Source organism: Candidatus Hydrogenedentota bacterium (assembly GCA_019695095.1).
GTDB lineage: Bacteria > Hydrogenedentota > Hydrogenedentia > Hydrogenedentales > SLHB01 > JAIBAQ01.
In genome coordinates this window covers 34,727-55,013 of sequence record JAIBAQ010000011.1, presented here as the reverse complement: position 1 = coordinate 55,013, position 20,287 = coordinate 34,727, and the positions used below count along the sequence as shown (strand labels likewise).

Below are 20,287 nucleotides of genomic sequence, written 5' to 3'. Positions count from 1 at the left end.
AACTGGCCCAACGGAGCCGGCGAGGAGGAGTTGACGATGGATTACCAAATGTCGATAGAAGTGGCGCGCGGACTTGCGCTTGCCGGCGCGGCCTTCGCCTTTGGTCTGGGAGGCTGCGGGTCAGCCAAAGGAATCTATATTGCGTCGCAGCAGGCGACCGGCGTGCTGAGCGAGAAACCGGATCTGTTCGGCAAGCTGCTGATCATGGTGGCGCTTCCCGGCACGCAGGGATTCTACGGGTTCATCATCGCCATCATGATGGCCATTCGAACCGGTCTCATGGCAGGCAAGATCATCATCACGCCGAGCACGGGCATTGCGCTGTTGTTTGTGGGCGCGCTGGCGGGACTTGTGCAATACGTCAGCGCGATCAACCAGGGGCAGGCATCCGCGGCCGGTATTGCGCTTACGGGACGCCATCCCGACAAGTCCGGCCAGGCTTTGTTGTTCCCGGCGCTTGTCGAGACCTACGCCGTGGTGGCCCTGTTGGCTTCGATTCTCCTTATCATGTGGCTGACCAATCCCGGCGCGAATCCGCCCGAACTGCCTGTGAACGTGCTTGAATACCTCAAGCCCGCCGCATAATAGGACTTCAGATCGTGACGTTTACCAACATAGAGAAATCGGTTCTGGAGGCGGCCCGCCACGAAGCCGAAAAGATCGTGAAAGCGGCGGAACAAGCCGCGCGCGATCGTGTCGCGCGCGAAGTGGATGCCTTCCGGCATGAAGCGGAGCAAGGACAGCAGTTGGCGGTGCGCGCGGCCGAAGAAAGCGCCGCGCGGCAGTTGTTGCAGGCGAAGGGCGCGCAATCCAAGCAGCTTCTGGAGAAACGCAACGCGTTGTTGGCGGGTGTGTTTGAGGAGGCGGGCAAGCGGATTCTGGAACTGCCCGCGGACAAGTATGAAGCTGTTATGGCACGCCGATTGACGCGGACAGCCGGAAAGGACGGCGGGCGGCTTCGGGTGCACCCGCAAGACAAGCCCGTCTTCGACAAGCTGTTGGCGGCATGGAATGCATCGCGGTCCGCAGACAGCCGAGTCACCATCGACGACGGCGCGCCGCTGGAGAAGCGGGGCGGGTTCATCTTTGTCAGCAAGGCGTACGAAGTGGATCAGACGCTGGATGCGATCCTTGGCGACATGGAGTATGCCCTGGCTCCCGAAATAGGCGCGGAGATTCTTCATGAATAGCGAGGCTCAAGCGCCGTGATTGCCATATCGGAACATCAGCCCGCGTGGGGTTTCGCGTGCGGACGAATCAGCGTGCTGGAAGGCAAGCTGTTGTCGCACGAGTTCTTTTTGGGGCTTCTGTCGCAGACGCGCATCGAGGACATGCTGCGTCAGCTTCAAGACACGCCGTTGCGCGACCACGTGACATCGGGCGCGGCGTGGAACGATTGGAGCGCCATCATCGATGCCTATTTCCACGACGAGGTCGTGTCGATTCGGAACGACTGTCCGAGTCCCCATATTGCGAACCTGTTTCTTTTGCAGCGCGATTACCTCAATTTGAAGCGCGCGATTCTTCGCCGTTCGGACTTTCCGTTTGCGCCGGGCGCGGTGAGCGCGCAGGAACTGGCGCAGATTGCCGCGGGCGACCTGGGAAGCGTTGAGTCGCCCACGAAGGAATCGGTTCAAGAGGTGTGGGAACGGTCGCAGGCCGAGAATTTCGACGCGCAACTCGATTTGCTGATGGACGGTGTTTTTTTGCGTCATTTGCTGGCGATTGCGACCGCCGCGGACGTTGAACTTGTGACCGAGAGCATACGCGAGTACGTGTTGGTGCGCGCCATGCTCGCGCTGTGGCGCGGCTTGGAGCAGGGAGTGCCGGTTTCGGAGTTTCGACAGTGTGTGTTGCCGCTGGATGGAGTTGGTGAGACCGTCGAACGCTTGATTGAGGCTGGGGCAGCGGAGAATTGGCCCGCTGTGCTGCCTTTCGCGATTGCGGATCGGTTGCGCGAAGCGCTGGAAATGCCCAAGACCGAGCGCATCCAGCACTTCGACCTGGCATCGGCGAATGCGTTGACGACGTTGGCAAGTCTCGGCCGCTATCAAGTAGCGGGACCTGAGCGTGTGTTCTCGTATCTCAGCGCGCTGGATGCGGATGTGTATAACCTGAAACTGGCCGTGTGCGGCCGTCTGAGCCGAATCGACAGCGAACTGCTGCGGCGGCGTTTGCGAGCATACCATGTCTAAAGCGGTTGCATTGGGAGAAAAACACCTCATTCTCGGGTTCAAGGGCGTAGGTTTTGAGGTGATCGCGTGCAAGGACGGCGCGGCACTTTTGCATGAGCTGGGAACGTTATCGCGCGATCCCGAGGTGGCCCTGGTGCTTGTTACGGAAAGCATGGCCGAGGAGACGCCTCAGGCGTTGGACCTGTTTCGCGAACGGAGCAAGGCCATTCTGACGGTGATTCCGACGCACGAAGGCAGCAAGCATACGAACTTCAATGAGATGAAAAAGTCCGTGGAAAAGTCCATCGGCGTGGATATCTTGGGCAAAGACTAAGAATTCGAGAGCAAGAGCGCTTGTGAAGCGATTGGAGCAAGAACGGAAATGGCGGTAGCGACAGACGTCAATCAAGGAGTGGTCGTCAAGGTATCCGGACCATTGGTGGTCGCCACGGGACTTGGCAGCGCGCGCATGTATGAGATGGTGCGCGTGGGTGAACCGAGGCTGTTCGGCGAGATCATCGAAATTCGCGGCGACGAGTTCTCGATTCAGGTGTACGAAGAGACGGAAGGGATCGGGCCCGGACAACCGGTGTTCCGCACCGGAGAAGCGCTGAGCGTGGAGCTTGGGCCGGGTCTCATCAAATCCATCTATGACGGCGTGCAGCGGCCGCTCGACAAGCTGGCGGAAGACTTTGGCGATTTCATCGTGCGCGGCGCGGAACGGCCCGCTCTCGATCGCGCGGTTCAGTGGAAGTTCGAACCGGTTGCCAAGACCGGCGACAAGGTCGCGCCCGGCGACGTGCTAGGAACGGTCGTCGAGAGCAAGCTTGTGGTTCACAAGATTATGGTTCCGCCGGGTGTATCCGGTTCCGTTACCCGCATTGCGGCGGTTACGGGCAATGTCGATACCGAGGTGGCTGTCATTGAGACTGCGTCGGGTGCGCGCCCGGTGACCATGGTGCAGCGCTGGCCGGTGCGTTACGGCCGGCCCGTGGCAAGCAAGCTGCCGCCGTCGCAGCCTTTGGTGACGGGTCAGCGCGTGATTGACATGTTTTTTCCGCTCGCACAAGGCGGGACGGCATGCGTTCCGGGACCTTTCGGAAGCGGCAAGACCGTGGTGCAGCATCAGCTCGCGAAGTGGTCCAATGCACGTATCATCGTATACGTCGGCTGCGGCGAACGCGGCAACGAAATGACCGACGTGCTTATGGAATTCCCGCACTTGAAGGACCCCGAATCCGGCGAGCCGCTGATGGAGCGCACGGTGCTGATTGCGAATACATCGAATATGCCGGTGGCCGCGCGCGAAGCGAGCGTGTTTACGGGCATTACGATTGCCGAGTACTTCCGCGACATGGGGTATTCCGTGGCGCTGATGGCCGACTCGACCAGCCGTTGGGCCGAGGCTATGCGCGAGATTTCGGGCCGCCTCGAGGAAATGCCCGGTGAAGAAGGCTATCCCGCGTATCTCAGCTCGCGTATTGCGAGTTTCTACGAACGATCCGGCAACGTCGTTTGCGTTGGATCGGACAAGCGTCCCGGTTCGTTGTCGCTGATCGGCGCGGTGTCGCCTCCCGGCGGTGACTTGTCCGAGCCGGTCGTGCAGGCCACGCTGCGCGTGGTGAAGGTGTTCTGGGGTCTGGACGACAAACTTGCGTTTGCACGCCACTTCCCAGCGATCAACTGGCTCACGTCGTATTCGCTGTACCAAGACACGATCGATGAATATGCGAACGAAAAAGTGGACGCGGCGTGGGAAGGCGTTCGCAGGCAGGCGATGGCCATTCTGCAGCGCGAAGCCGAGTTGGAAGAGTTGGTGCGCCTTGTGGGTATCGACGCGCTGGCGGTGGAGGATCGCCTTTTGATGCAGGCGGCGAAAATGATTCGCGAAGACTTCCTGCACCAAAACGCATTCGACGAGCGCGACAGTTACACGTCGTTGAAGAAGCAAATGCGTATCTTGCAGGTCATCCAGCATTACTACAAGGAAGCGCGCGCCGGCTTGAAGGAAGGCGTAGCGCTGAACGCGTTGCTGAGCCTGAAAGCGCTTGACGAGATCGCGCGCGCGAAACTAATTCCGGAAGACAAGCTCGCTGATTTTGCCGTCCTAGAATCCAACATCACCGAAGAGATTAAGGCGCTGCCGAGAGTCTGATGATTTTGGATTTTGGATTTTGGATTTTAGATTGAAGAGAGTTGATGCCCGGATTTCGGATGACTTTGTAGGGTACGGCTAGTATTAGGAAGGCCCTGGAAAGAGTGACAGAGGAGCAGTTCAAAGAACGGACTCGCAAACTCGCGCTCAGGGTAATCGCGTTAGTTGAATCGCTTGGACGAACAGGAACTGCCGGAGTGATAGGGCGGCAAGTTGTGCGCTCGGGCACTTCGATAGGCGCCAATTATCGTGCAGCATGTCGCGCGAAGAGCCGCGCGGACATTGCGGCGAAGTTGGCCATTGTGGAAGAGGAAGCAGACGAGACGGTTTATTGGTTGGAGTTGTTAGTCGAGTCGGGAATCGTATCTGGTAAGCGACTTCAACCGCTAATTGACGAGACAAATGAGATACTGGCGATGACAGTGGCATCCATAAAGACGTTGAAACGCGGTCTGCTGACGGAGTCCAAAAGGCTCGTCAATCTAAAATCCAAAATCTAAAATCTAAAATCCAAAATAGCTTGGGAGTCAAGAATTGGTTACCAGAGAGTATCGCACAGTCCGGCAAGTCATCGGTCCGCTTATCCTTGTGGAAGGCGTGGAAGGAATCACGTATGGCGAGCTGACGGACATCAAGTTGGACGACGGGAACATCCGTCGCGGTCGCGTGTTGGAAGTCAACGGCGACAAGGCGATGGTGCAGGTGTTCGAAGGAACGAGCGGACTGTCGCCCAAAGAGGTGCGCGTCAAGTTTCTTGGCAAGGGCATCGAACTCGGCGTGTCGCAAGACATGTTGGGCCGCGTGTTCGACGGATTCGGCCGGCCTATCGACAATGGACCCGCGCTGATTCCCGAGAAGTGGTTGAACATCAACGGCAGCCCGATGAATCCGTTTGCGCGCGACTATCCCAACGAATTCATTCAGACGGGCGTGTCGACGGTTGACTTGCTGAACACGTTGGTGCGCGGGCAGAAGTTGCCCATTTTCTCCGCGTCCGGTTTGCCGCATTCGCGGCTTGCGGCGCAGATCGCGCGGCAAGCCACAACGCTGAAGAGCGGCGAGAAGTTCGCCGTGATTTTCGCGGCCATGGGCATCACGTTCGAAGAATCCGAATTCTTCATCGCGGACTTCCGCCGCACGGGCGCCCTCGAGCGCGCCGTGTTGTTCATGAATCTTGCGGATGACCCGCCCATCGAACGTATCGCGGTGCCGCGCATGGCGCTGACTGCCGCCGAATACCTCGCGTATGAGAAAGACATGCACGTGCTGGTTATCCTCACGGACCTGACCAACTACTGCGAAGCGCTGCGCGAGATTTCCGCCGCGCGCAAGGAAGTGCCGGGCCGCCGCGGATATCCGGGCTATTTGTACACCGACCTTTCGACGCTGTACGAACGCGCGGGCCGCATCAAGGGCAAGGGCGGTTCGATCACGCAGATTCCGGTGTTGACCATGCCGGAAGACGACAAGACGCACCCGATTCCCGACCTGACGGGTTATATCACAGAAGGTCAGGTTATCCTGAGCCGCCCGATTCACACGCAGGGTATCTACCCGCCGGTGGACGTGCTTCCTTCGCTGTCGCGATTGAAGGACAAGGGTATCGGCAACGGCAAGACGCGCGAAGACCATGCGGACGTGATGAATCAGCTCTATTCCGCGTATGCGCGCGGCAAGAACGCGAAAGAACTCGCGGTGGTGTTGGGCGAATCCGCGTTGAGCGAGACGGACTTGTTGTTTGTGAAGTTTGCCGACGAGTTCGAGGCGAAGTTCGTGACTCAGCGTGAAGACGAGAACCGCACGATTGAAGAGAGTCTCGCGATTGGATGGAATTTGTTGGCGCTGTTGCCGCGCGGCGAACTCAAGCGCGTGCGCGATGCTTGGATCGAGAAGTATCACCCGAACGGGAAGGCGAGCGCGTAAGCGCCGAACCGGGCACCGGGATAGAGGAGCTAGGACGTAAGGGATTATGGCAACGCGTTTAGCGGTAAATCCGACTCGTATGGAGTTGCTCCGGCTGCGGCGCAGACTGGCCGTGGCCATGCGCGGGCACAAGCTGCTGAAAGACAAGCTGGACGGGCTGATGAAGGAATTCATGCAGCTTGCGAAGGCGTACAAGGAAGCCCGGCTTGCGGTCGATGCGGATTTGCCCCAGGTACTCAAGCTATTCGTGTTGGCGGAAGTGACGTCGTCGCGAGTAGTCATCGAAGACGCGCTCGAACGGACGAAACAAGAGTTGGAACTGGTGCAGAAGCCGCGGCGCATCATGAGCGTGGTGATTCCGCACTTGGAAGTCTCGTTCGGGAAATCCACCGGGGGATACTCGCGAATTCACACGCCCCTCGAACTGGACACAGCCATAGACGATCTGAAAGACTTTCTCCCGACGCTGCTGAAGATGGCGGAGTTGGAGCAGACCGTGCGTCTGTTGTGCGAAGAGATTGAGAAGACGAGGCGGCGGGTGAACGCTTTGGAGCATACGTTCATACCCCGCATGACCGAGACCATCAAGTACATTAAGAGCAAGTTGGACGAAATGGAGCGTTCCAACACAAGCAGGTTGATGAAGATAAAGGAGCAGCGGCTGGCGCAGGGCGCCTAGCCCGCATTTTGAACCAAGCGCGAACGGGCGCTGGCGCAAAATGTTCACGAGCAAGACTCTGAGGTTGTGCCAAGAGCGAATGATCAAACACCTCCGCATATTAGTCGTCGATGATGACCCTGAGATTCCAGAGCTTCTTGGGGGCTACCTGGAGACATGCGGATATGCGGTGCGCACCTGCTCCAACGGGGCTGAGGCCTTAGCGGCGTTGCGGGCGGCTGAATACGACCTTCTGGTAAGCGACATCAACATGTCGGGCATGAATGGGTTTGAGCTGTTGCGCGAGACCCGCAAGACTTACCCGCGCATTGGCATCATTCTGATGACCGCGTACGACGACGCGCACCCCATTCAGGAAGCGCTGCAGGCGGGTGCGGACGGCTACATTCCAAAGCCGTTCAGCCTGCGCAAATTCTCGCGCATTTTCGAGCAAGCCTACTGGCAGGCCCTCTCCCGGGAAGATTGGTGGGAAGACGTCAACACGCGGGGTTCAAAGAAGGCGTAGTCCGGCGTCAGCCTGTCATTTGCACCGGATCAGGAGCCGTTGTTTTCCGCGATGTAGACCGTGGGATCAATGCGAACGAAGTGGTGCAGCACCAATTCCGCGAGCAAGCCCAGGCTCACCGTCAATGTGCCCGTTGAACAGACCACCATGCCCGCCGCGCAGAGTCCGGCTCCGGCCGCCTGCGACCACACAAACCACGAGATGATTCCGATCAGGATGGCCAGCGCCCCGCCGGCGAACTGCCAGAACCCGAGTTTGCCGAAGAAGTGCGCGGGAGCCTGCGAATGGCGGCGCAGGAACCACATGGTAATCACGTCGATGGCGCCGCGAGAGAAGCGCTCGAACCCGTATTTCGATTTGCCGTAGCGGCGGCGGTGATGCTCGACGGGAATCTCGCCGACGCGGAAATTCAGCGTGTGCGCCATGACGGGGATGAGCCGGTGCATTTCGCCGTAGACTTGGATGCGTTTCACGACGTCGATGCGGAAGATCTTGAAGCCGCAGTTCACGTCGTGCAGGGGGACTTCAAAGAGCCACGACACGAAGCGGTTGTACAAATGCGAGGGAAAGGTCTTGTGCCAGGGATCGTGACGCACCGCTTTCCAGCCGCATACCACGTCGTACCCTTCGTTGAGTTTCTCGATAAAGCGCGGGATTTCCTTGGGCTCATCCTGCAGATCCGAATCCATGGTGAACACGAGGTCGCCGTCAACGTGCGCGAACCCAGCCGCCAACGCCGCGGATTTGCCGAAGTTGCCACGCAGCCGGAGTACTTCGATGGACGGGTACTTTTCCTTCAACGCGCACATCACGTCGTAGGATCCGTCGCGGCTTCCGTCGTCGACAAAAAGGATGCGATGCTCGTGAGGCTGTACGTGCTCGGTGATGCCCGCGACAAGCGGCTCCAGAGTCTCACGCTCGTTGTACACCGGTATGACGAAGGTGATTTTCATAGGCTCCGTTACCCCCCGGCGCATTCTAGCATGGAGGCTTGCACGATCCTACATCGGGAGCGGCTGCTGGACATACTCGCCCAAATGCTGCCACAGTATCCGTGGAGTGTCGCGGGCCGAACTGGGCCGAGGACCACTACGTTAACAACGCGAGGCACCCAGCTATGAACATCATGTATATACTGGCGATTATCGTTGTGTTGTACATCGTGTTAGGCTTGCTTAAGCGACGTCTAGGTAGTAGTGGCACTCGTCCAATTCCGCAGATTGCCCTTTCCCCGGAGGCAGAAGCCGAAGCCCGCGAATTGCTTGCCGAAGGACAGAAGATCGAAGCCATAAAAGTCGTTCGAGACAATTCCGGTTGCGGACTGGCCGAAGCGAAGGATTTTGTTGAACGGGGACTGACTTCAGGTGTCAAACCAATTCTGCCCACAGAACCTCTTCCCGAGAACCTCGACCGCGAAGTGCGGCGCCTGCTGGATCGAGGTGAAACGATCGAAGCCGTCCGGTTGCTGCACACCCAACTTAAGTGGGGACTTAAGGAATCCAAGGAGTACGTTGACCGCTTACAAGGGGGCAGCTAGCCCGTACTCCTTTCGCGTCTAGTCCTGCGCTCGTGCTATGCTACGTGGTCGCTGTCCTGACCAAATTCCGTAAGATGATTACTATTGCCGTGGGAGGTTGCCATGCTGTCTTCCGAGCAGGTTGCGTCGTATCACGAACTCGGATACCTTCACATTCCCGAAGTGTTCACGCCGTCCGAAATGGACGAATTGGAGGAGCACCTCGACTTCTTGATGGACCAATGGGCCATCACGGAACTGGGCTGGACGGGTCCGTGGCGGAAGGTGTACATGGATGCGGCTACGGAGAAGAAGTCGAAGCTGACGTCGCTCCACGATCTGCATTTTTATTCGGATGCATGGATGCGGGCGGTGACTCATCCGCGGCTTGCGGAGGCTATGGCAGACCTGCTTGGACCCAACGTGGAGTTGCACCACACGACGCTTCATGCCAAACCGCCAGAGACGGGACACCCTTTCCCGATGCATCAGGACAATGCCTTCTACGAGCATATGAACGGGCAATACGTGGACGTGCTGGTGCATCTCGATGACACGTGTCACGCCAACGGAGAGATCCGTTTTCTGGCGGGTTCGCACAAGGCGGGCGCGTTGCCTCATATCACGCGAACGGAAGAAGGCGAATGCACGCCGCACTTGAATACAAGCGAGTATCGTTTGGAGGATACCGTGCCCGTTCCCGCGAAGCGCGGCGATGTGGTCTGTTTCAGCATCTTCACGATACACGGCAGTTACGTGAACACGACCGACAAGGTGCGAAGGCTCGTGCGTTGTGGTTACCGCGACCCGCTCAATACACAGATTTCCGGGCAAAGCAAAGGCCGGCCCAACATCATGGTGAAGGGCCGGCGCATCCGGTCGACGGAAACGGCTCCGCTTACGAACGAAGCCGTCGTTTGAGAGACTAGGCCCCTGCTTTCTTTTCCTCGGGTTTCGCGGCAAGCGCGTCTTCGACAGCCTTGGTGACCTGATCGTCAGACGGTTTCACGGAAGATTCGTAGCGCGCGACGATCTTGCCATCGCGGCCCACGAGGAACTTCGTGAAATTCCATTTGATTTCGCCGGGAGAGGCGGGATTCGTCTTGGCGTCCGTCAGGAACTGATACAGCGGAACCTTGGCATCGCCCTTGACGGGCACTTTCGAAAACAAGGGAAACGTCACGTTGAACTTCGTCGAGCAGAACTCCTTGATTTCGGACTCAGAGCCGGGCTCCTGACCGCCAAAATCGTTCGACGGAAATGCCAGGATTTCGAGTCCTTTGTCGTGGTACTTCTGATAGAGTGATTCGAGGTCGGCGTATTGGGGCGTGTAGCCGCATTTCGATGCGGTGTTGACGATGAGCAGGACTTTGCCCGCGTATTTGTCGCCCAGTTTAACCGGGTTGCCATCGATGTCTTTCACTTCGAATCCGAGCACGGAATCGGGCATCTTCTTGTCCTCGTTGGATTTGGCGGAGTCGTCGGCCAAAGCAGGGGCCAACGCGCTTACGCACAAAATGGCAATGCCGCATAATGCAGACCTAACGTTCATGGACTAGCCTCCGGAGTTGTGATGGTTGGCGCTTGCCGCCTTTGAAGAAAACCCCAGAGAGGGGAAGCGTATTTCCCGATAGAACGCACCGAAGAGGGTACAAGGGAGGGAGAATCGTGGTGAAGGCAATGCGGAGACTCTCGATTGTCGCGGCGTTTGCGATCGCCGCGCTGAATGGCTGGACGTTGCCGCCCATCACTCCGGAAGAGGCAGTCCAGCTTGTCTCGTACAAAATGGACTCTCTGCAGAATTCAAAAGTGGAGCGTGTTGCCGACAAGACGCCGGTTACGTATCACGTGACCTGCAAGGCGAAGGGCGAGCAATTCGAAGCCGTGGTGGATGGGCAGGTTGCGCGTGTGCTTTCGATAACGAGCGGAAACGGGCAAGCAATCTACACGTGGCCGGGCATTCTGGCGGTGGGGCATCGCGGGACCGTTACCTTTGCACCGGAGAACACCATCCCCGCGTTCAATAAGGCGATTGAACTCGGGGCGGATCTGCTGGAGATGGATGTGCGTGAGACGAAGGATGGTCATTTGGTCATCATGCACGATGGAACCGTGAAGAGGACCACGGGTGAAAAGGGCGCAATCTCACAGATGACCTTGGGCGAGATTCGCAAGCTGGACGCGGGGGCTTTGTTCGGACCCGAGTTCAAGGGTACGCGCGTGCCGACCTTTGAAGAGGCGATGGAGGCCATCAAGGGGCGCGCGTTGCCTGACATCGATTTCAAGATGGGGACGCCGCGAAAGGTTGTTGAAGCCGTGCGCGAGGCGGGACTGTTGGGTAAGGTCACGTTGTATTGCGGCAACCTCGAAACGATGAAACAGACAGTTGCCATCGACCCCGGGTTCCTTACGCGTCCCACGGTTCCCACGGAGGAGAAAGCGCTGAAAGCGTTTCTCAAGGAAATAAATCCAAGCATCGTCAACATGGGATGGGATGATACAAGCTTGTCGGTTGTGCGAACGGCGCACCTCGCCGGGAAGCTGGCCTTTGTCAATGCAATGGGCAAGGAAGACAACGAGACGCTCTACGTGAAGGCAATAGAAGGCGGAGCCGATTACATTCAAACGGACCGGTTGGATTTGTTGCTGCCTGCGCTTCGCAAACACGGGGTACACAAGTAGAAGCGCAAGGACAGAGAAATCATTATGGCGCGGCAGTGGCACAACTCAAGTAATTCAACCACCGATGAACACCGATAGGAAGGCCAATTGACTTCAAAACACGGGGAACACGGACGGAATCTGCGCGTAGCGTAGGTTGCCGGGTAGCGCCGCGCTCGCCGAGCACGGCGTGGTGTACACCGTAGGTTGCGGGGTATTAAGTTGGAGTTTGGTTGGCGTTGATGTGGTGGTGGGGAGGAGACCTGCGGTCGCGGGGAGTGGTCCGCCTCGGCGGATCAGGAGACCCCGCCACAACACAGTGGTGATGGTGGGGAGAGACCTGCGGTCGCGGGGAGTGGTCCGCCTCGGCGGATCAGGAGACCCCGCCACAATACGGTGGTGGTGGGCGGGGGAGACCTGCGGTCGCGGGGAGTGGTCTGCCTCGGCGGATCAGGAGAACCAGTCACAACGCAGGGCACAACGAATGGCACTTGAGCAGTCATTGCCGGAGGAAGTCGCGGGCTAACGCCGCGAACTCACTTCGTTGGTTGGAGTTGGGTCGAAGTCATCCGGGTAAATGGGATCTTTCTTGCCGTCCTTTTCGGCAACCTTCAGTACGGTTCCGTCAAAGATTCCGGAATCGTTGATGTCCCCAGCCGTCAAGGTGAACGTTCCGTCCTCAGCAAGCGTGAACATACCTGGAATGCCCGCTTCGGGCGCGTCCCCGCCCTTTAGCGTCACGTTCGCGTCGCTGGTGAACTCCAGTCGCTTGTACGTGGTGTTGTCCCACGTGAAATCCCATGCTGTGTCCTTGAGCGACTTCTTTCGCTCTACCTTTACTTCAGTCGTCGGTGACGATGTGGTTTCGGTGGTTGACGGGGTCTCCTTCTCGACCGCTGGAGGTGCAGTCTCCGTCTTCTCCGGCGAAGTCGGTGGAGTTCGCACTGTGTCGCGCTCCGATGTCTTCTCGTTGTTGCATGCTCCCACGAGAGTTACGGTGAAGGCGATGGCGAGTACAACTGCCAGCTTTTTCATATGTGTCTCCTTCTCTCTGCACTGTTTCATGCCGCAGGCGTCCTGGTCCACAACTTAGACACCGTCAGCGTGCACGAGTTCGAGGATCCCCCTTGCGGTTGTCTTGCAGGGCTTTTCGCTACCCTTTCTCGTGGTCCGCCCAAATAGAAACCGGCCTGCGAGTGTCGAGACTCGCAGACCGGTCGTAATCGTTATTCGTTGGCAGACGCTTTTTGACTAACGACGTGCGCTAGCGGAGCCGCCACCCTTCGTGTAGTCAAATTCGTCGAAATCATCGGTCTTCGCCGCAGGAGCGGCGGCGGGAGCAGCGCCTTCGGCAGGAGCCGGGGCCGCCGGGGCGGCAGCATCGGCCGGTGCGGCAGGAGCAGCAGCCGCTTCCACCTTCTTCGCTTCGTTGCCGTCGAGCTTCAAGACGGTGCCGTCGTATTCACCGACGATGGTCATACCGACCGACGGAATATCAACGGTAAGCTTGCCGTCGGCAACTTTGTACGAGCCAACAAGGCCGTCCGGAGCTTGGGCATCGGCTTCGCCGCCCGAAATCTTCACTTCGGTGTCGCTCGTGAAGTTGACGGTGTATTCGCTGCCCTGGTACTGGACTTTCCAGGACGTGCCAGCCAAGCCAGCGGCTGGTGTGCTTACGGGCATCTCAGCGGCGGGTTCAGCAGGCATAGCGCTTTCCGGCAGCTTTTCCGGAGCCGGAGCTTCGGGCTTCACATCCGCGGGCGGAGCCGGGGGCGTGACGTTTTCACCGGGGGCCGGAGCCGGGGTGGTCGGGGCAGGCGAGCAAGCGCCAATGCACACGGCCATGACGAGCACCGCACAAATCGCAGCAATCTTCTTCATCGTAATTCTCCTCTTTCCGAATCGGTTGAGCCTGTTCCGGCGGTGGGCGAACGCCGGAAGGTACATTGCGGCCCGGCTCATTTCCCTTCGGAACAAGCTCAATGTCCACGGGGGAAAGGCACCCACGCCCTTCCTGAGAACGTCCTCGTGCTGCGGAATCGTTCTCACGCCAGAGCCTCGCCCGTTATTACGGGCAATGTCATTGTAGCGTTCTGGGAGTCTCGTCGCAACATTGCCGGAAGGCGCAGTCAGAGCGGTCACGATTCAATTGGATTGACCTTTAGTCAGTGAACCGTTATGGAAGTCCTCGCCATGTCCATACGAAATACCCGTAAGTTACTTGCAGGGAGTCCTTTCCGCATACACGGCTCACCGGAGGAAGTTTCCTTGATTGATGGTCCGCAGGCGGATATACTGCGAGGGCTGGCTCCATTGGCGCGGGCCAGAGTGGCCATACGGTTTGACGCGATATGAGTCAATAAGGGGAGGTTCGAACAGTGCGTAAGGCAATGATTCTGACGATGAGTTTGGCGATTGTGATGGCATTGGTGTCGGGGTGCGCCACGGCTGCGAAGGGCCCGAGCGACGAAGAGCTGATCAAGGGTGTGCTTGGCAACTGGAAGGCCGGAATCGAAGGCAAAGACATCGCAAAGGTTGAGAGCGGCATATCCAGCGAGTTCAAGCACTATGAGTGGGGCGACAAAGCCGGTTTGGTTGGATTCCTGAAGCAGTCCTTCGATCAGGGTGACTTGAACAATGCGAAGGTGAACATCGACAACGCGAAGATCACGATCGAGAAGGGCACCGCGACGGTGTATCCGGTCGAGATGTCGGCCTCGTTCGGCAGCGCGACGATCGAGTTCAACATGAAGAAAGAAGCCGACGGCCAGTGGCGCGCAGTCGGCGTGACGGTTGAAGGCGTCTAGTTCAGTCTGAAACCGAGCGATAGTATTTCAACGGGCCGATGGAACGGTAACTCCATTCCATCGGCCCGTATCGTTTTTCGTGTTGACTGCAATCGAGTCTACATCTCAGTTCGCGAATCGCATCAGCGCGATAGATATTCGCTGCGCGGCAGTCATTTCTTCTGACTTAACAGCCATTTGACGACATCGAGGTCTCTGTAGGTTTGATCCCATGAATTGTGGTCGACACCGGGATACTCGGTGTACTGGATGTTGCCACCGGCTTCTTTGACGGCCTGCACCATCGATTGTGATGCAAGCGGTTTGACCACGGAATCGGCTCCGCCGTGAAAGGCCCAGATGGGCACTTTCGCCAGCGCAGGCGCATCGGATACCTTGCCGCCGCCGCAGATTGGAATGATTGCGGCAAACACGTCGTTGTGCAGCGCGCCGTAGGCCCACGATCCGTACCCGCCCATGGAGAGGCCGGTCAAGTAGATGCGCGACGAGTCGATCGAATACTCCTTCAGGGTCTGTTCCATCGCGACATCGATATGCTGGAAGGCATTCAACCAAACGGTGTCGCCAGGGCACTGGGGCATCACGACGATGCACGGATACAAGCTCGCTTGACGGCGAATGGCGCTGCCAATGCCGACCTCGGTTTGAAGCAAGCCGTCTCTGCCGCGCTCACCCATGCCGTGGAGAAACACGACCATCGGCCATTTCTTTCCGGGGTCGTAGTCGGACGGCACGTACACAACGTAATTGCGCGTATTGCCGTCCACGGTCATGGTTTTATTCAGGAAGCCGGTTGGCGTCATCTTGGAACTCACGTTACACCTCTCTTTTGATTGCGTAGTTGCGCAGCCCAGTGCCATCAATGCGCCGAGCACAACTACGCCGCACGAAACCAAGGGTTTCATAGACGTTCTCCTTCCACTTCAGCATGCGCGGGCCGCGTTAGTGCGACACGCGGATACAGATCTTCCCGAAATGTCCGCCGGAGGCCATCAGCTCGAAGGATTCTTTGGCTTCCTCGAACGCAAACACGCGATCGATGGCCGGTTTGAGGGTGCGCGCGGCAATAGCGCGATTCATCTCTTCAAAACTCTCACGATGGCCTACAATCACCCCCTGGAGGCGAATATCCTGCATGAGCAGCGGTGTCAGATTGAGCGAGGATTCCGCACCGGCCAGCACTCCAATGAGGCTGATGGTTCCCCCCATCCGCACGGCGCGCATCGATTGCGTCAGCGTGCCGACGCCTCCGACCTCGATAACATGGTCCACGCCCTCGCCGCCTGTCAACTCGCGCACGGTCTTTGCCCAGTTCGCGTTTTCGCGGTAGTTCACGCAGTGGTGCGCGCCGAGGGCCTTTGCGCGCTCGAGTTTTTCGTTGCTGCTCGAAGTCACGATCACGGTCGCGCCCAGCAACTTGGCGAACTGCAGCGCGAATATGGACACGCCACCCGTTCCCAGTACAAGCACCACGTCGCCGGGCTTGACGTCTCCATGCCGCACGAGCGCGCTCCATGCCGTCAAACCCGCGCACGGAAGCGTGGCGGCCTCCTCGTATGAAAGATGGTCCGGAATGTGAACAACCCCTTCCGCGCCGAGCAGCGCAAACTCGCGCAGCATACCGTCAAGAGGTCCACCGAGCGTTGTGTCGAGCAGCTTGGCGCGGCTGGGGCGGCCGGATATCCAGCCCTGAGCAAACGCGCCGGCGACACGGTCGCCTACCTTGACGCGCGTTACACCGGGACCCACGGCCACGACCTCGCCAGCACCGTCGGACAGCGGCACCAGGGGCAGCGGCTGGCGCGGGTTATAGAAGCCTTGGACGGTGAGCAAGTCCCGATAGTTCAGCGAGGCGGCATGGACTTTAACGACCACTTGGCCGGGGCCGGGATCAGGCTCGGGGCGTTCCGTCACAGCCAGGTTGTCCAACCCGAAGGCGTTTTCGATGACTACGGCTTTCATAGCGGTATCCTTTCACGACTCCCCCGGTTGCGCCCATTCCCCCGGATACTCCGTGGAGTATAGCAGGGAAGGACGGATGGGAATTATCGCGACTTGATGCGACCGGCAGGAGACGGTATTATTCTTACAAGTAAGAATATGAGGAGGGCGCCTCGTGAAGGTTACTACAAAAGGTCAAGTTACGATCCCGCTTCACATACGGGAGAAGACCGGCATCGCACCGGGATGCGAAGTGGAATTCTTTGAGGAAAAGGGGCGCCTCTTCCTCAAGAAGGTTGCCGACTCGGGACGGGGCAAAGCCTTGGTGGAGAGAATGGCGGGTAAGGGTTCTGTAAACATGACGACAGACGAGATCATGGCTCTGACAAGGGGAAAAGCCTGATGCCCTTTATGTTGGATTCGTGTGTCTATCTGGATGTCTTCACGCGAGACTCGAAATGGTTTTCCTGGTCGTCGCGCGCGTTGAGTTCAGCGGCTGACGTTGGGGCCATCATTCTGAATCCAGTGATCTATGCGGAGATTTCCGTGCGATTCGAACGCATCGAGGAATTGGAGGAGGTGCTGCCGTCTGGCGTGTTCGAGTATCGTGCAATCCCGCGTGAAGCGGCATTTCTTGCGGCCAAGTGTTTCGCCCGATACCGGCGGCGAGGGGGGTCGAAGCTTCATCCCTTGCCAGACTTCTTCATAGGCGCTCACGCTGCCGTGGAGAACCATACTCTGGTTACACGCGATCCGCTTCGATTCAGCAGGTACTTTCCGAGTGTCAAGCTTGTAAAACCGTAGGTCTGGTTGATTCTATTGAGAGTCACTTGCTCTTGCACCAGAGTATTCTGAGAGTAACCCAACTGCCGCAATCCACCCGGCTGCTTTGAGCGCGGCAGCAAACGCATCATTGCTTTGCATCAATCGCACGAACTCGGGTGGAACAGCCGAACCGGAGGCCCACGCTTCCAGCGTGTCGAAGAACGGATGGGGTTTGGTTCCGCTTCCTTCCGAGAGTTTTACAAGCGCGGGATCGACAAATCCAAGACGGTGGTACGTCAGCAGGCTCAACAGGGCCACTTCGAGTCGCGCGTGCCACGAGTGGCGCCCGAACCGATTCAGGTTCAGCAGGGCGAGGGCTTCGTCGGTCTTGCGCGTTCGCAGGGCTTCCAGCAGGCGCAACCAGAACACTTCCTGGCGCGACGCGAGGTCCGGACGCGCTTCCGCGACGGGGCCGAATGCGCGCTCATTCCAGAAACAGGTTGGGGGCAGGGCGCGCACAAACTGCACGAGCGGCCGCAACGTGTCTTGCGGCGGATCGAGGGTCTGCCAGTCCACCGGCGCGGGCGCTGCCACGCGGCACCAGAACAGCGTCTTGGTCCAGACGAATCCCATCGACGGGGCGGTCAGTCCCTGCGACCACACGTGAACCGCTTCCGCGAAGCGGCCTTCGGTTCGCAATAGTTCGGCAAGCGCATCGCGAATGAAGAGATCGCGCGGATTCGCGGTCAGGGCCGCTTTGTATGCGGCTTCCGCTCGTGGCGCGTCGCCATGCGCCTGCGCAATCCTTCCCTGAAACAGGCGGACTTCCCAAGCCTGCGCTCCCAAGGCCTCTGCGCGCGCAAGCGCGGCATGCGCGGCCGCGGGATCGTCGTGTGCCGTGGCAAGGGCCAAACGGATCAGCCTTCGCGCATCGGCGGCGCCTTCGAAGCGAGCCGCCTCCAAGATTTCGCGGGCATCCTCGGACTTGTCCTGTCTCATGAGGACGTCCGCATCCAATGCGAGCCAGTCCTGCGGGGCGGTTTCGCGTTCCCGCCACGACTCGCGCATGGTCTGGAAGAGGTCGAAGCGATCCGTTTCGATAGCGGCGCGCGCGACGTCTAGCGACGGTGTTTCGTGGCGTGTGAAGGCATCGGGTGATTCCTTGTACAGCTCGGTTAGGTCGCCCACGGCGCCAAGCTGATTCAGGCAGGTGATTTCGAGGTCTTCCCACTCTGCGGACCGCGTGCGCCCGGCGAGTTTCTTTCGGGCGCGAATGAGGGGCAAGGCGGCTTCCGGTTGGGACGACGTGAGGAGTTCGCCGGCGCGGTTCAGGTCGGCGGCGAGGCGCGCTAAGCGGATTCGCCTGCGCATGTACAGGAATCCCAAGGGCCCGCCCACGAAGACCATTAGGAACCCGACTATCGCCGCGATGCGTTTCGCTTGGCGCAAAGGGTCGATCTTCCCAATCAACGCCTGGATATTGCCCTCGCCCACTTCCACCATGAACACGCAGTCGCTGTAGTCCTTATCGCCGCCATTTAGCAGGTCCTCGAAGCTGATTAGCAGGTAGGGACTGTCCTCGATGGCCACCGCGACCACGTGGACGATACCGTCGGGGTTCGCTTCAGGATGCGTGGTAAATACGTTGGGGTCTTCGTTTATGAGAAAGAAGTTCAGGGGCGTGCCCGCCGGGAGATGGCCGAGATCGACGAAGTCGCCGGGCATCAGCGGCGCTTCCTCGCTGCGTTCACCCATGGCGCTCACGTCGAAGGTATTCTCTTCGACGTTGACGTGTTGTGCGGCTTGATACAGGTCAAGGTTCGAGCTCGCATTGGGAAAGATATACATCGGCTTGCCGGACTTGATGCCGATTCCTTCGAAATTGATGCCGAGAATGTTGCGGAATCCCGACGACTCGCTGACGTAATAGAGCCGGACCTTGCCTCCCTCTGCCATGACGAGCTTGTTCGGATCCAGGGCGATCTGGTTCAAGTTCTGCTCCAGCGCGGCGGCGGTGAACTCCTGCGCGCCCTTCACGATGAGCTTCGGCAGCAGTGTCTTGTTAAACCGTTCAGACGCCCAGTCGGAACCGCTCTCCTGCACCAACCCCACCAATGGAAAATCGAACCGCCGTAACGACGATTGGACGGGGGATGGCTTTGGTCCGCAGGAAGAGAGGAGCGCGGCGAGACACAGCGCGGCGGTAAGAGCAGCGGACTGCTTGTAGCCAAGCCCACGCATTCGCGACATCGTTTTCGTGGCTCCCCTTGATCGCTATAGTGCCGGTTGAGTGTATTCGGAACCCGAGTAGTGACGCCAGTAGGATTGATTGCGGCTACGCTGCGCCACTAGACGCTACCCCCGCTGCACCAACTCCTCAGGCAACACCTCACACTCCTCAATAATGACTCGTGCGAGTTGCTTTCGCCCTGACAGGGCTCCCGTTGGGGGGTGCTGGTGCCTGGGGTTTCGATTCGCGTCGTTGCCGCGAATCTCACCCGGGGCTGGAGTCTACCGTGCCTACGGCTCTCCGGAGAATGAGGTGGTGAAGAAGGAGGTGTCGCGCGGCGTGGATTGCATTAAGGCAAAGCGCAGGTTGCCGAGTAGCCGCGATCGCCGAGCGCGGCGTGGTGTACACCGTGGGTTGCGGGTAATGCGTAGCGTGGCGTGAACCTGAAAGCCATCGAGTGCGGGATATTGAGTCGGCCTTTGGTTGGCGTTGTTGTGGCGATGGAACCGAGACCTGCCGGTCGCCTGCCGACAAGTGTGTCGGCGGAGTGGCTGGGCCAAGACCCTGCCACAACACGGTCCGCAGACTTCGTAATCGCTGTCGGCTACTTCGCTGTCTTATCGTCGCCGATTCCAGATAGGATCACCGGTTTGCGGTCGGGAAACTCGGCGATGATAGTCAGTCTGCCGCCCATGGCTTTGATGGTTTTTCGAAGGGTCGAGATCATAAGGTCGCTGCGGCGTTCGAGCCGGGAGACGCTATCTTGGGTAATGCCGAGCATTCTGGACATTTTCACTTGCGTGAGTTTTCGAGCACGCCGCAAGTCACGCAGTGTCATTTCTTCCGCAATGAGCTGTGCCGCGCGAGCCTCGACTTTCTTGCGCTGGGAGGGGCTTAGACTCCTGATTATGTCGTCTATGTTGGTGGGCAT

At 58.7% G+C, this 20,287-nt stretch carries 22 protein-coding genes and 1 pseudogene; 15 read left to right on the top strand and 8 right to left on the bottom strand.

Going from position 1 to position 20,287, the window contains the following annotated elements:
* Nucleotides 1-36 precede the first annotated feature (36 nt).
* The 9 genes from K1Y02_03580 (at nucleotide 37) to K1Y02_03540 (ending at nucleotide 7,436) form a co-directional block, all read left to right on the top strand.
* On the top strand, nucleotides 37-585 hold the full coding sequence (locus K1Y02_03580; protein ID MBX7255421.1) for a V-type ATP synthase subunit K: 549 nt from the start codon (nucleotides 37-39) through the stop codon (nucleotides 583-585).
* Nucleotides 586-599: 14 nt separating this feature from the next.
* Complete coding sequence (locus tag K1Y02_03575; GenBank protein MBX7255420.1) at nucleotides 600-1,190, top strand: hypothetical protein; 591 nt, start codon at nucleotides 600-602, stop codon at nucleotides 1,188-1,190.
* A gap of 15 nt (nucleotides 1,191-1,205) precedes the next feature.
* Entirely contained in the window at nucleotides 1,206-2,195 is a 990-nt protein-coding gene (locus K1Y02_03570; GenBank protein ID MBX7255419.1) for a V-type ATPase subunit, read from the top strand.
* A complete protein-coding gene (locus tag K1Y02_03565; GenBank protein MBX7255418.1) occupies nucleotides 2,188-2,508 on the top strand; it encodes a hypothetical protein in 321 nt (106 codons plus the stop codon). The genes K1Y02_03570 and K1Y02_03565 overlap by 8 nt, the downstream gene beginning before the upstream one ends.
* Nucleotides 2,509-2,556: 48 nt before the next feature.
* Nucleotides 2,557-4,329 (top strand): V-type ATP synthase subunit A, encoded by a 1,773-nt coding sequence (locus tag K1Y02_03560; protein ID MBX7255417.1) that lies wholly within the window; start codon nucleotides 2,557-2,559, stop codon nucleotides 4,327-4,329.
* A 104-nt stretch (nucleotides 4,330-4,433) separates the two neighbouring features.
* A complete protein-coding gene (locus K1Y02_03555; protein ID MBX7255416.1) occupies nucleotides 4,434-4,829 on the top strand; it encodes a four helix bundle protein in 396 nt (131 codons plus the stop codon).
* Nucleotides 4,830-4,863: 34 nt separating this feature from the next.
* A complete protein-coding gene (locus K1Y02_03550) occupies nucleotides 4,864-6,252 on the top strand; it encodes a V-type ATP synthase subunit B (protein MBX7255415.1) in 1,389 nt (462 codons plus the stop codon).
* A 46-nt stretch (nucleotides 6,253-6,298) separates the two neighbouring features.
* The gene (locus K1Y02_03545; GenBank protein MBX7255414.1) at nucleotides 6,299-6,931 is read left to right on the top strand and encodes a V-type ATP synthase subunit D; all 633 of its coding nucleotides are present in this window, start codon (nucleotides 6,299-6,301) and stop codon (nucleotides 6,929-6,931) included.
* A gap of 79 nt (nucleotides 6,932-7,010) precedes the next feature.
* Nucleotides 7,011-7,436: a response regulator gene (locus tag K1Y02_03540; GenBank protein ID MBX7255413.1), complete on the top strand. Its 426-nt coding sequence runs from the start codon at nucleotides 7,011-7,013 to the stop codon at nucleotides 7,434-7,436.
* A gap of 29 nt (nucleotides 7,437-7,465) precedes the next feature.
* Here the strand turns inward: K1Y02_03540 and K1Y02_03535 are convergent, their stop codons facing one another.
* A complete protein-coding gene (locus K1Y02_03535; GenBank protein ID MBX7255412.1) occupies nucleotides 7,466-8,389 on the bottom strand; it encodes a glycosyltransferase family 2 protein in 924 nt (307 codons plus the stop codon).
* A 173-nt stretch (nucleotides 8,390-8,562) separates the two neighbouring features.
* Between K1Y02_03535 and K1Y02_03530 the strand changes: the two genes are divergently transcribed.
* Entirely contained in the window at nucleotides 8,563-8,973 is a 411-nt protein-coding gene (locus K1Y02_03530) for a ribosomal protein L7/L12 (GenBank protein ID MBX7255411.1), read from the top strand.
* Nucleotides 8,974-9,075: 102 nt separating this feature from the next.
* A complete protein-coding gene (locus K1Y02_03525) occupies nucleotides 9,076-9,873 on the top strand; it encodes a phytanoyl-CoA dioxygenase family protein (protein ID MBX7255410.1) in 798 nt (265 codons plus the stop codon).
* Nucleotides 9,874-9,877: 4 nt separating this feature from the next.
* On the opposite strand, the gene K1Y02_03520 is transcribed toward K1Y02_03525, so the two are convergent.
* Nucleotides 9,878-10,402 (bottom strand): glutathione peroxidase, encoded by a 525-nt coding sequence (locus K1Y02_03520; protein ID MBX7255409.1) that lies wholly within the window; start codon nucleotides 10,400-10,402, stop codon nucleotides 9,878-9,880.
* A 218-nt stretch (nucleotides 10,403-10,620) separates the two neighbouring features.
* Here K1Y02_03520 and K1Y02_03515 point away from each other — a divergent pair, with 218 nt between their 5' ends.
* Complete coding sequence (locus K1Y02_03515; protein MBX7255408.1) at nucleotides 10,621-11,634, top strand: glycerophosphodiester phosphodiesterase family protein; 1,014 nt, start codon at nucleotides 10,621-10,623, stop codon at nucleotides 11,632-11,634.
* A 501-nt stretch (nucleotides 11,635-12,135) separates the two neighbouring features.
* Here the strand turns inward: K1Y02_03515 and K1Y02_03510 are convergent.
* Nucleotides 12,136-12,648, bottom strand: coding sequence for a hypothetical protein (locus tag K1Y02_03510; GenBank protein MBX7255407.1), 513 nt, complete (start codon nucleotides 12,646-12,648; stop codon nucleotides 12,136-12,138).
* 285 nt (nucleotides 12,649-12,933) lie between these two features.
* Nucleotides 12,934-13,020, bottom strand: a pseudogene (locus K1Y02_03505) (acetyl-CoA carboxylase biotin carboxyl carrier protein subunit).
* Between the two features lie 971 nt (nucleotides 13,021-13,991).
* Here K1Y02_03505 and K1Y02_03500 point away from each other — a divergent pair.
* Nucleotides 13,992-14,420 (top strand): hypothetical protein, encoded by a 429-nt coding sequence (locus K1Y02_03500; GenBank protein ID MBX7255406.1) that lies wholly within the window; start codon nucleotides 13,992-13,994, stop codon nucleotides 14,418-14,420.
* Between the two features lie 152 nt (nucleotides 14,421-14,572).
* Here K1Y02_03500 and K1Y02_03495 read toward each other — a convergent pair whose 3' ends face one another.
* Nucleotides 14,573-15,325, bottom strand: a complete 753-nt coding sequence (locus tag K1Y02_03495) for a dienelactone hydrolase family protein (protein ID MBX7255405.1) — start codon at nucleotides 15,323-15,325, stop codon at nucleotides 14,573-14,575.
* 37 nt (nucleotides 15,326-15,362) lie between these two features.
* On the bottom strand, nucleotides 15,363-16,382 hold the full coding sequence (locus K1Y02_03490; protein ID MBX7255404.1) for an NAD(P)-dependent alcohol dehydrogenase: 1,020 nt from the start codon (nucleotides 16,380-16,382) through the stop codon (nucleotides 15,363-15,365).
* Between the two features lie 154 nt (nucleotides 16,383-16,536).
* Here K1Y02_03490 and K1Y02_03485 point away from each other — a divergent pair, with 154 nt between their 5' ends.
* Nucleotides 16,537-16,764: an AbrB/MazE/SpoVT family DNA-binding domain-containing protein gene (locus K1Y02_03485; protein MBX7255403.1), complete on the top strand. Its 228-nt coding sequence runs from the start codon at nucleotides 16,537-16,539 to the stop codon at nucleotides 16,762-16,764.
* Nucleotides 16,764-17,165: a type II toxin-antitoxin system VapC family toxin gene (locus K1Y02_03480; GenBank protein MBX7255402.1), complete on the top strand. Its 402-nt coding sequence runs from the start codon at nucleotides 16,764-16,766 to the stop codon at nucleotides 17,163-17,165. The genes K1Y02_03485 and K1Y02_03480 overlap by 1 nt, the downstream gene beginning before the upstream one ends.
* 12 nt (nucleotides 17,166-17,177) lie before the next feature.
* On the opposite strand, the gene K1Y02_03475 is transcribed toward K1Y02_03480, so the two are convergent.
* Nucleotides 17,178-19,376, bottom strand: coding sequence for a DUF4114 domain-containing protein (locus K1Y02_03475; protein MBX7255401.1), 2,199 nt, complete (start codon nucleotides 19,374-19,376; stop codon nucleotides 17,178-17,180).
* A gap of 584 nt (nucleotides 19,377-19,960) precedes the next feature.
* A complete protein-coding gene (locus tag K1Y02_03470) occupies nucleotides 19,961-20,287 on the bottom strand; it encodes a helix-turn-helix domain-containing protein (protein MBX7255400.1) in 327 nt (108 codons plus the stop codon).

Excerpts from the sequence above, each read along its gene's own strand:
- K1Y02_03540 (MBX7255413.1), top strand. The coding sequence starts at position 7,011 with ATGATCAAACACCTCCGCATATTAGTCGTCGATGATGACCCTGAGATT.
- K1Y02_03470 (MBX7255400.1), bottom strand. The coding sequence starts at position 20,287 with ATGCCCACCAACATAGACGACATAATCAGGAGTCTAAGCCCCTCCCAG.
- K1Y02_03580 (MBX7255421.1), top strand. The coding sequence starts at position 37 with ATGGATTACCAAATGTCGATAGAAGTGGCGCGCGGACTTGCGCTTGCC.
- K1Y02_03525 (MBX7255410.1), top strand. The coding sequence starts at position 9,076 with ATGCTGTCTTCCGAGCAGGTTGCGTCGTATCACGAACTCGGATACCTT.
- K1Y02_03510 (MBX7255407.1), bottom strand. The coding sequence starts at position 12,648 with ATGAAAAAGCTGGCAGTTGTACTCGCCATCGCCTTCACCGTAACTCTC.
- K1Y02_03545 (MBX7255414.1), top strand. The coding sequence starts at position 6,299 with ATGGCAACGCGTTTAGCGGTAAATCCGACTCGTATGGAGTTGCTCCGG.
- K1Y02_03565 (MBX7255418.1), top strand. The coding sequence starts at position 2,188 with ATGTCTAAAGCGGTTGCATTGGGAGAAAAACACCTCATTCTCGGGTTC.
- K1Y02_03560 (MBX7255417.1), top strand. The coding sequence starts at position 2,557 with ATGGCGGTAGCGACAGACGTCAATCAAGGAGTGGTCGTCAAGGTATCC.
- K1Y02_03530 (MBX7255411.1), top strand. The coding sequence starts at position 8,563 with ATGTATATACTGGCGATTATCGTTGTGTTGTACATCGTGTTAGGCTTG.
- K1Y02_03490 (MBX7255404.1), bottom strand. The coding sequence starts at position 16,382 with ATGAAAGCCGTAGTCATCGAAAACGCCTTCGGGTTGGACAACCTGGCT.
- K1Y02_03520 (MBX7255409.1), bottom strand. The coding sequence starts at position 10,402 with ATGCCCGATTCCGTGCTCGGATTCGAAGTGAAAGACATCGATGGCAAC.
- K1Y02_03535 (MBX7255412.1), bottom strand. The coding sequence starts at position 8,389 with ATGAAAATCACCTTCGTCATACCGGTGTACAACGAGCGTGAGACTCTG.
- K1Y02_03475 (MBX7255401.1), bottom strand. The coding sequence starts at position 19,376 with ATGTCGCGAATGCGTGGGCTTGGCTACAAGCAGTCCGCTGCTCTTACC.
- K1Y02_03480 (MBX7255402.1), top strand. The coding sequence starts at position 16,764 with ATGCCCTTTATGTTGGATTCGTGTGTCTATCTGGATGTCTTCACGCGA.
- K1Y02_03495 (MBX7255405.1), bottom strand. The coding sequence starts at position 15,325 with ATGAAACCCTTGGTTTCGTGCGGCGTAGTTGTGCTCGGCGCATTGATG.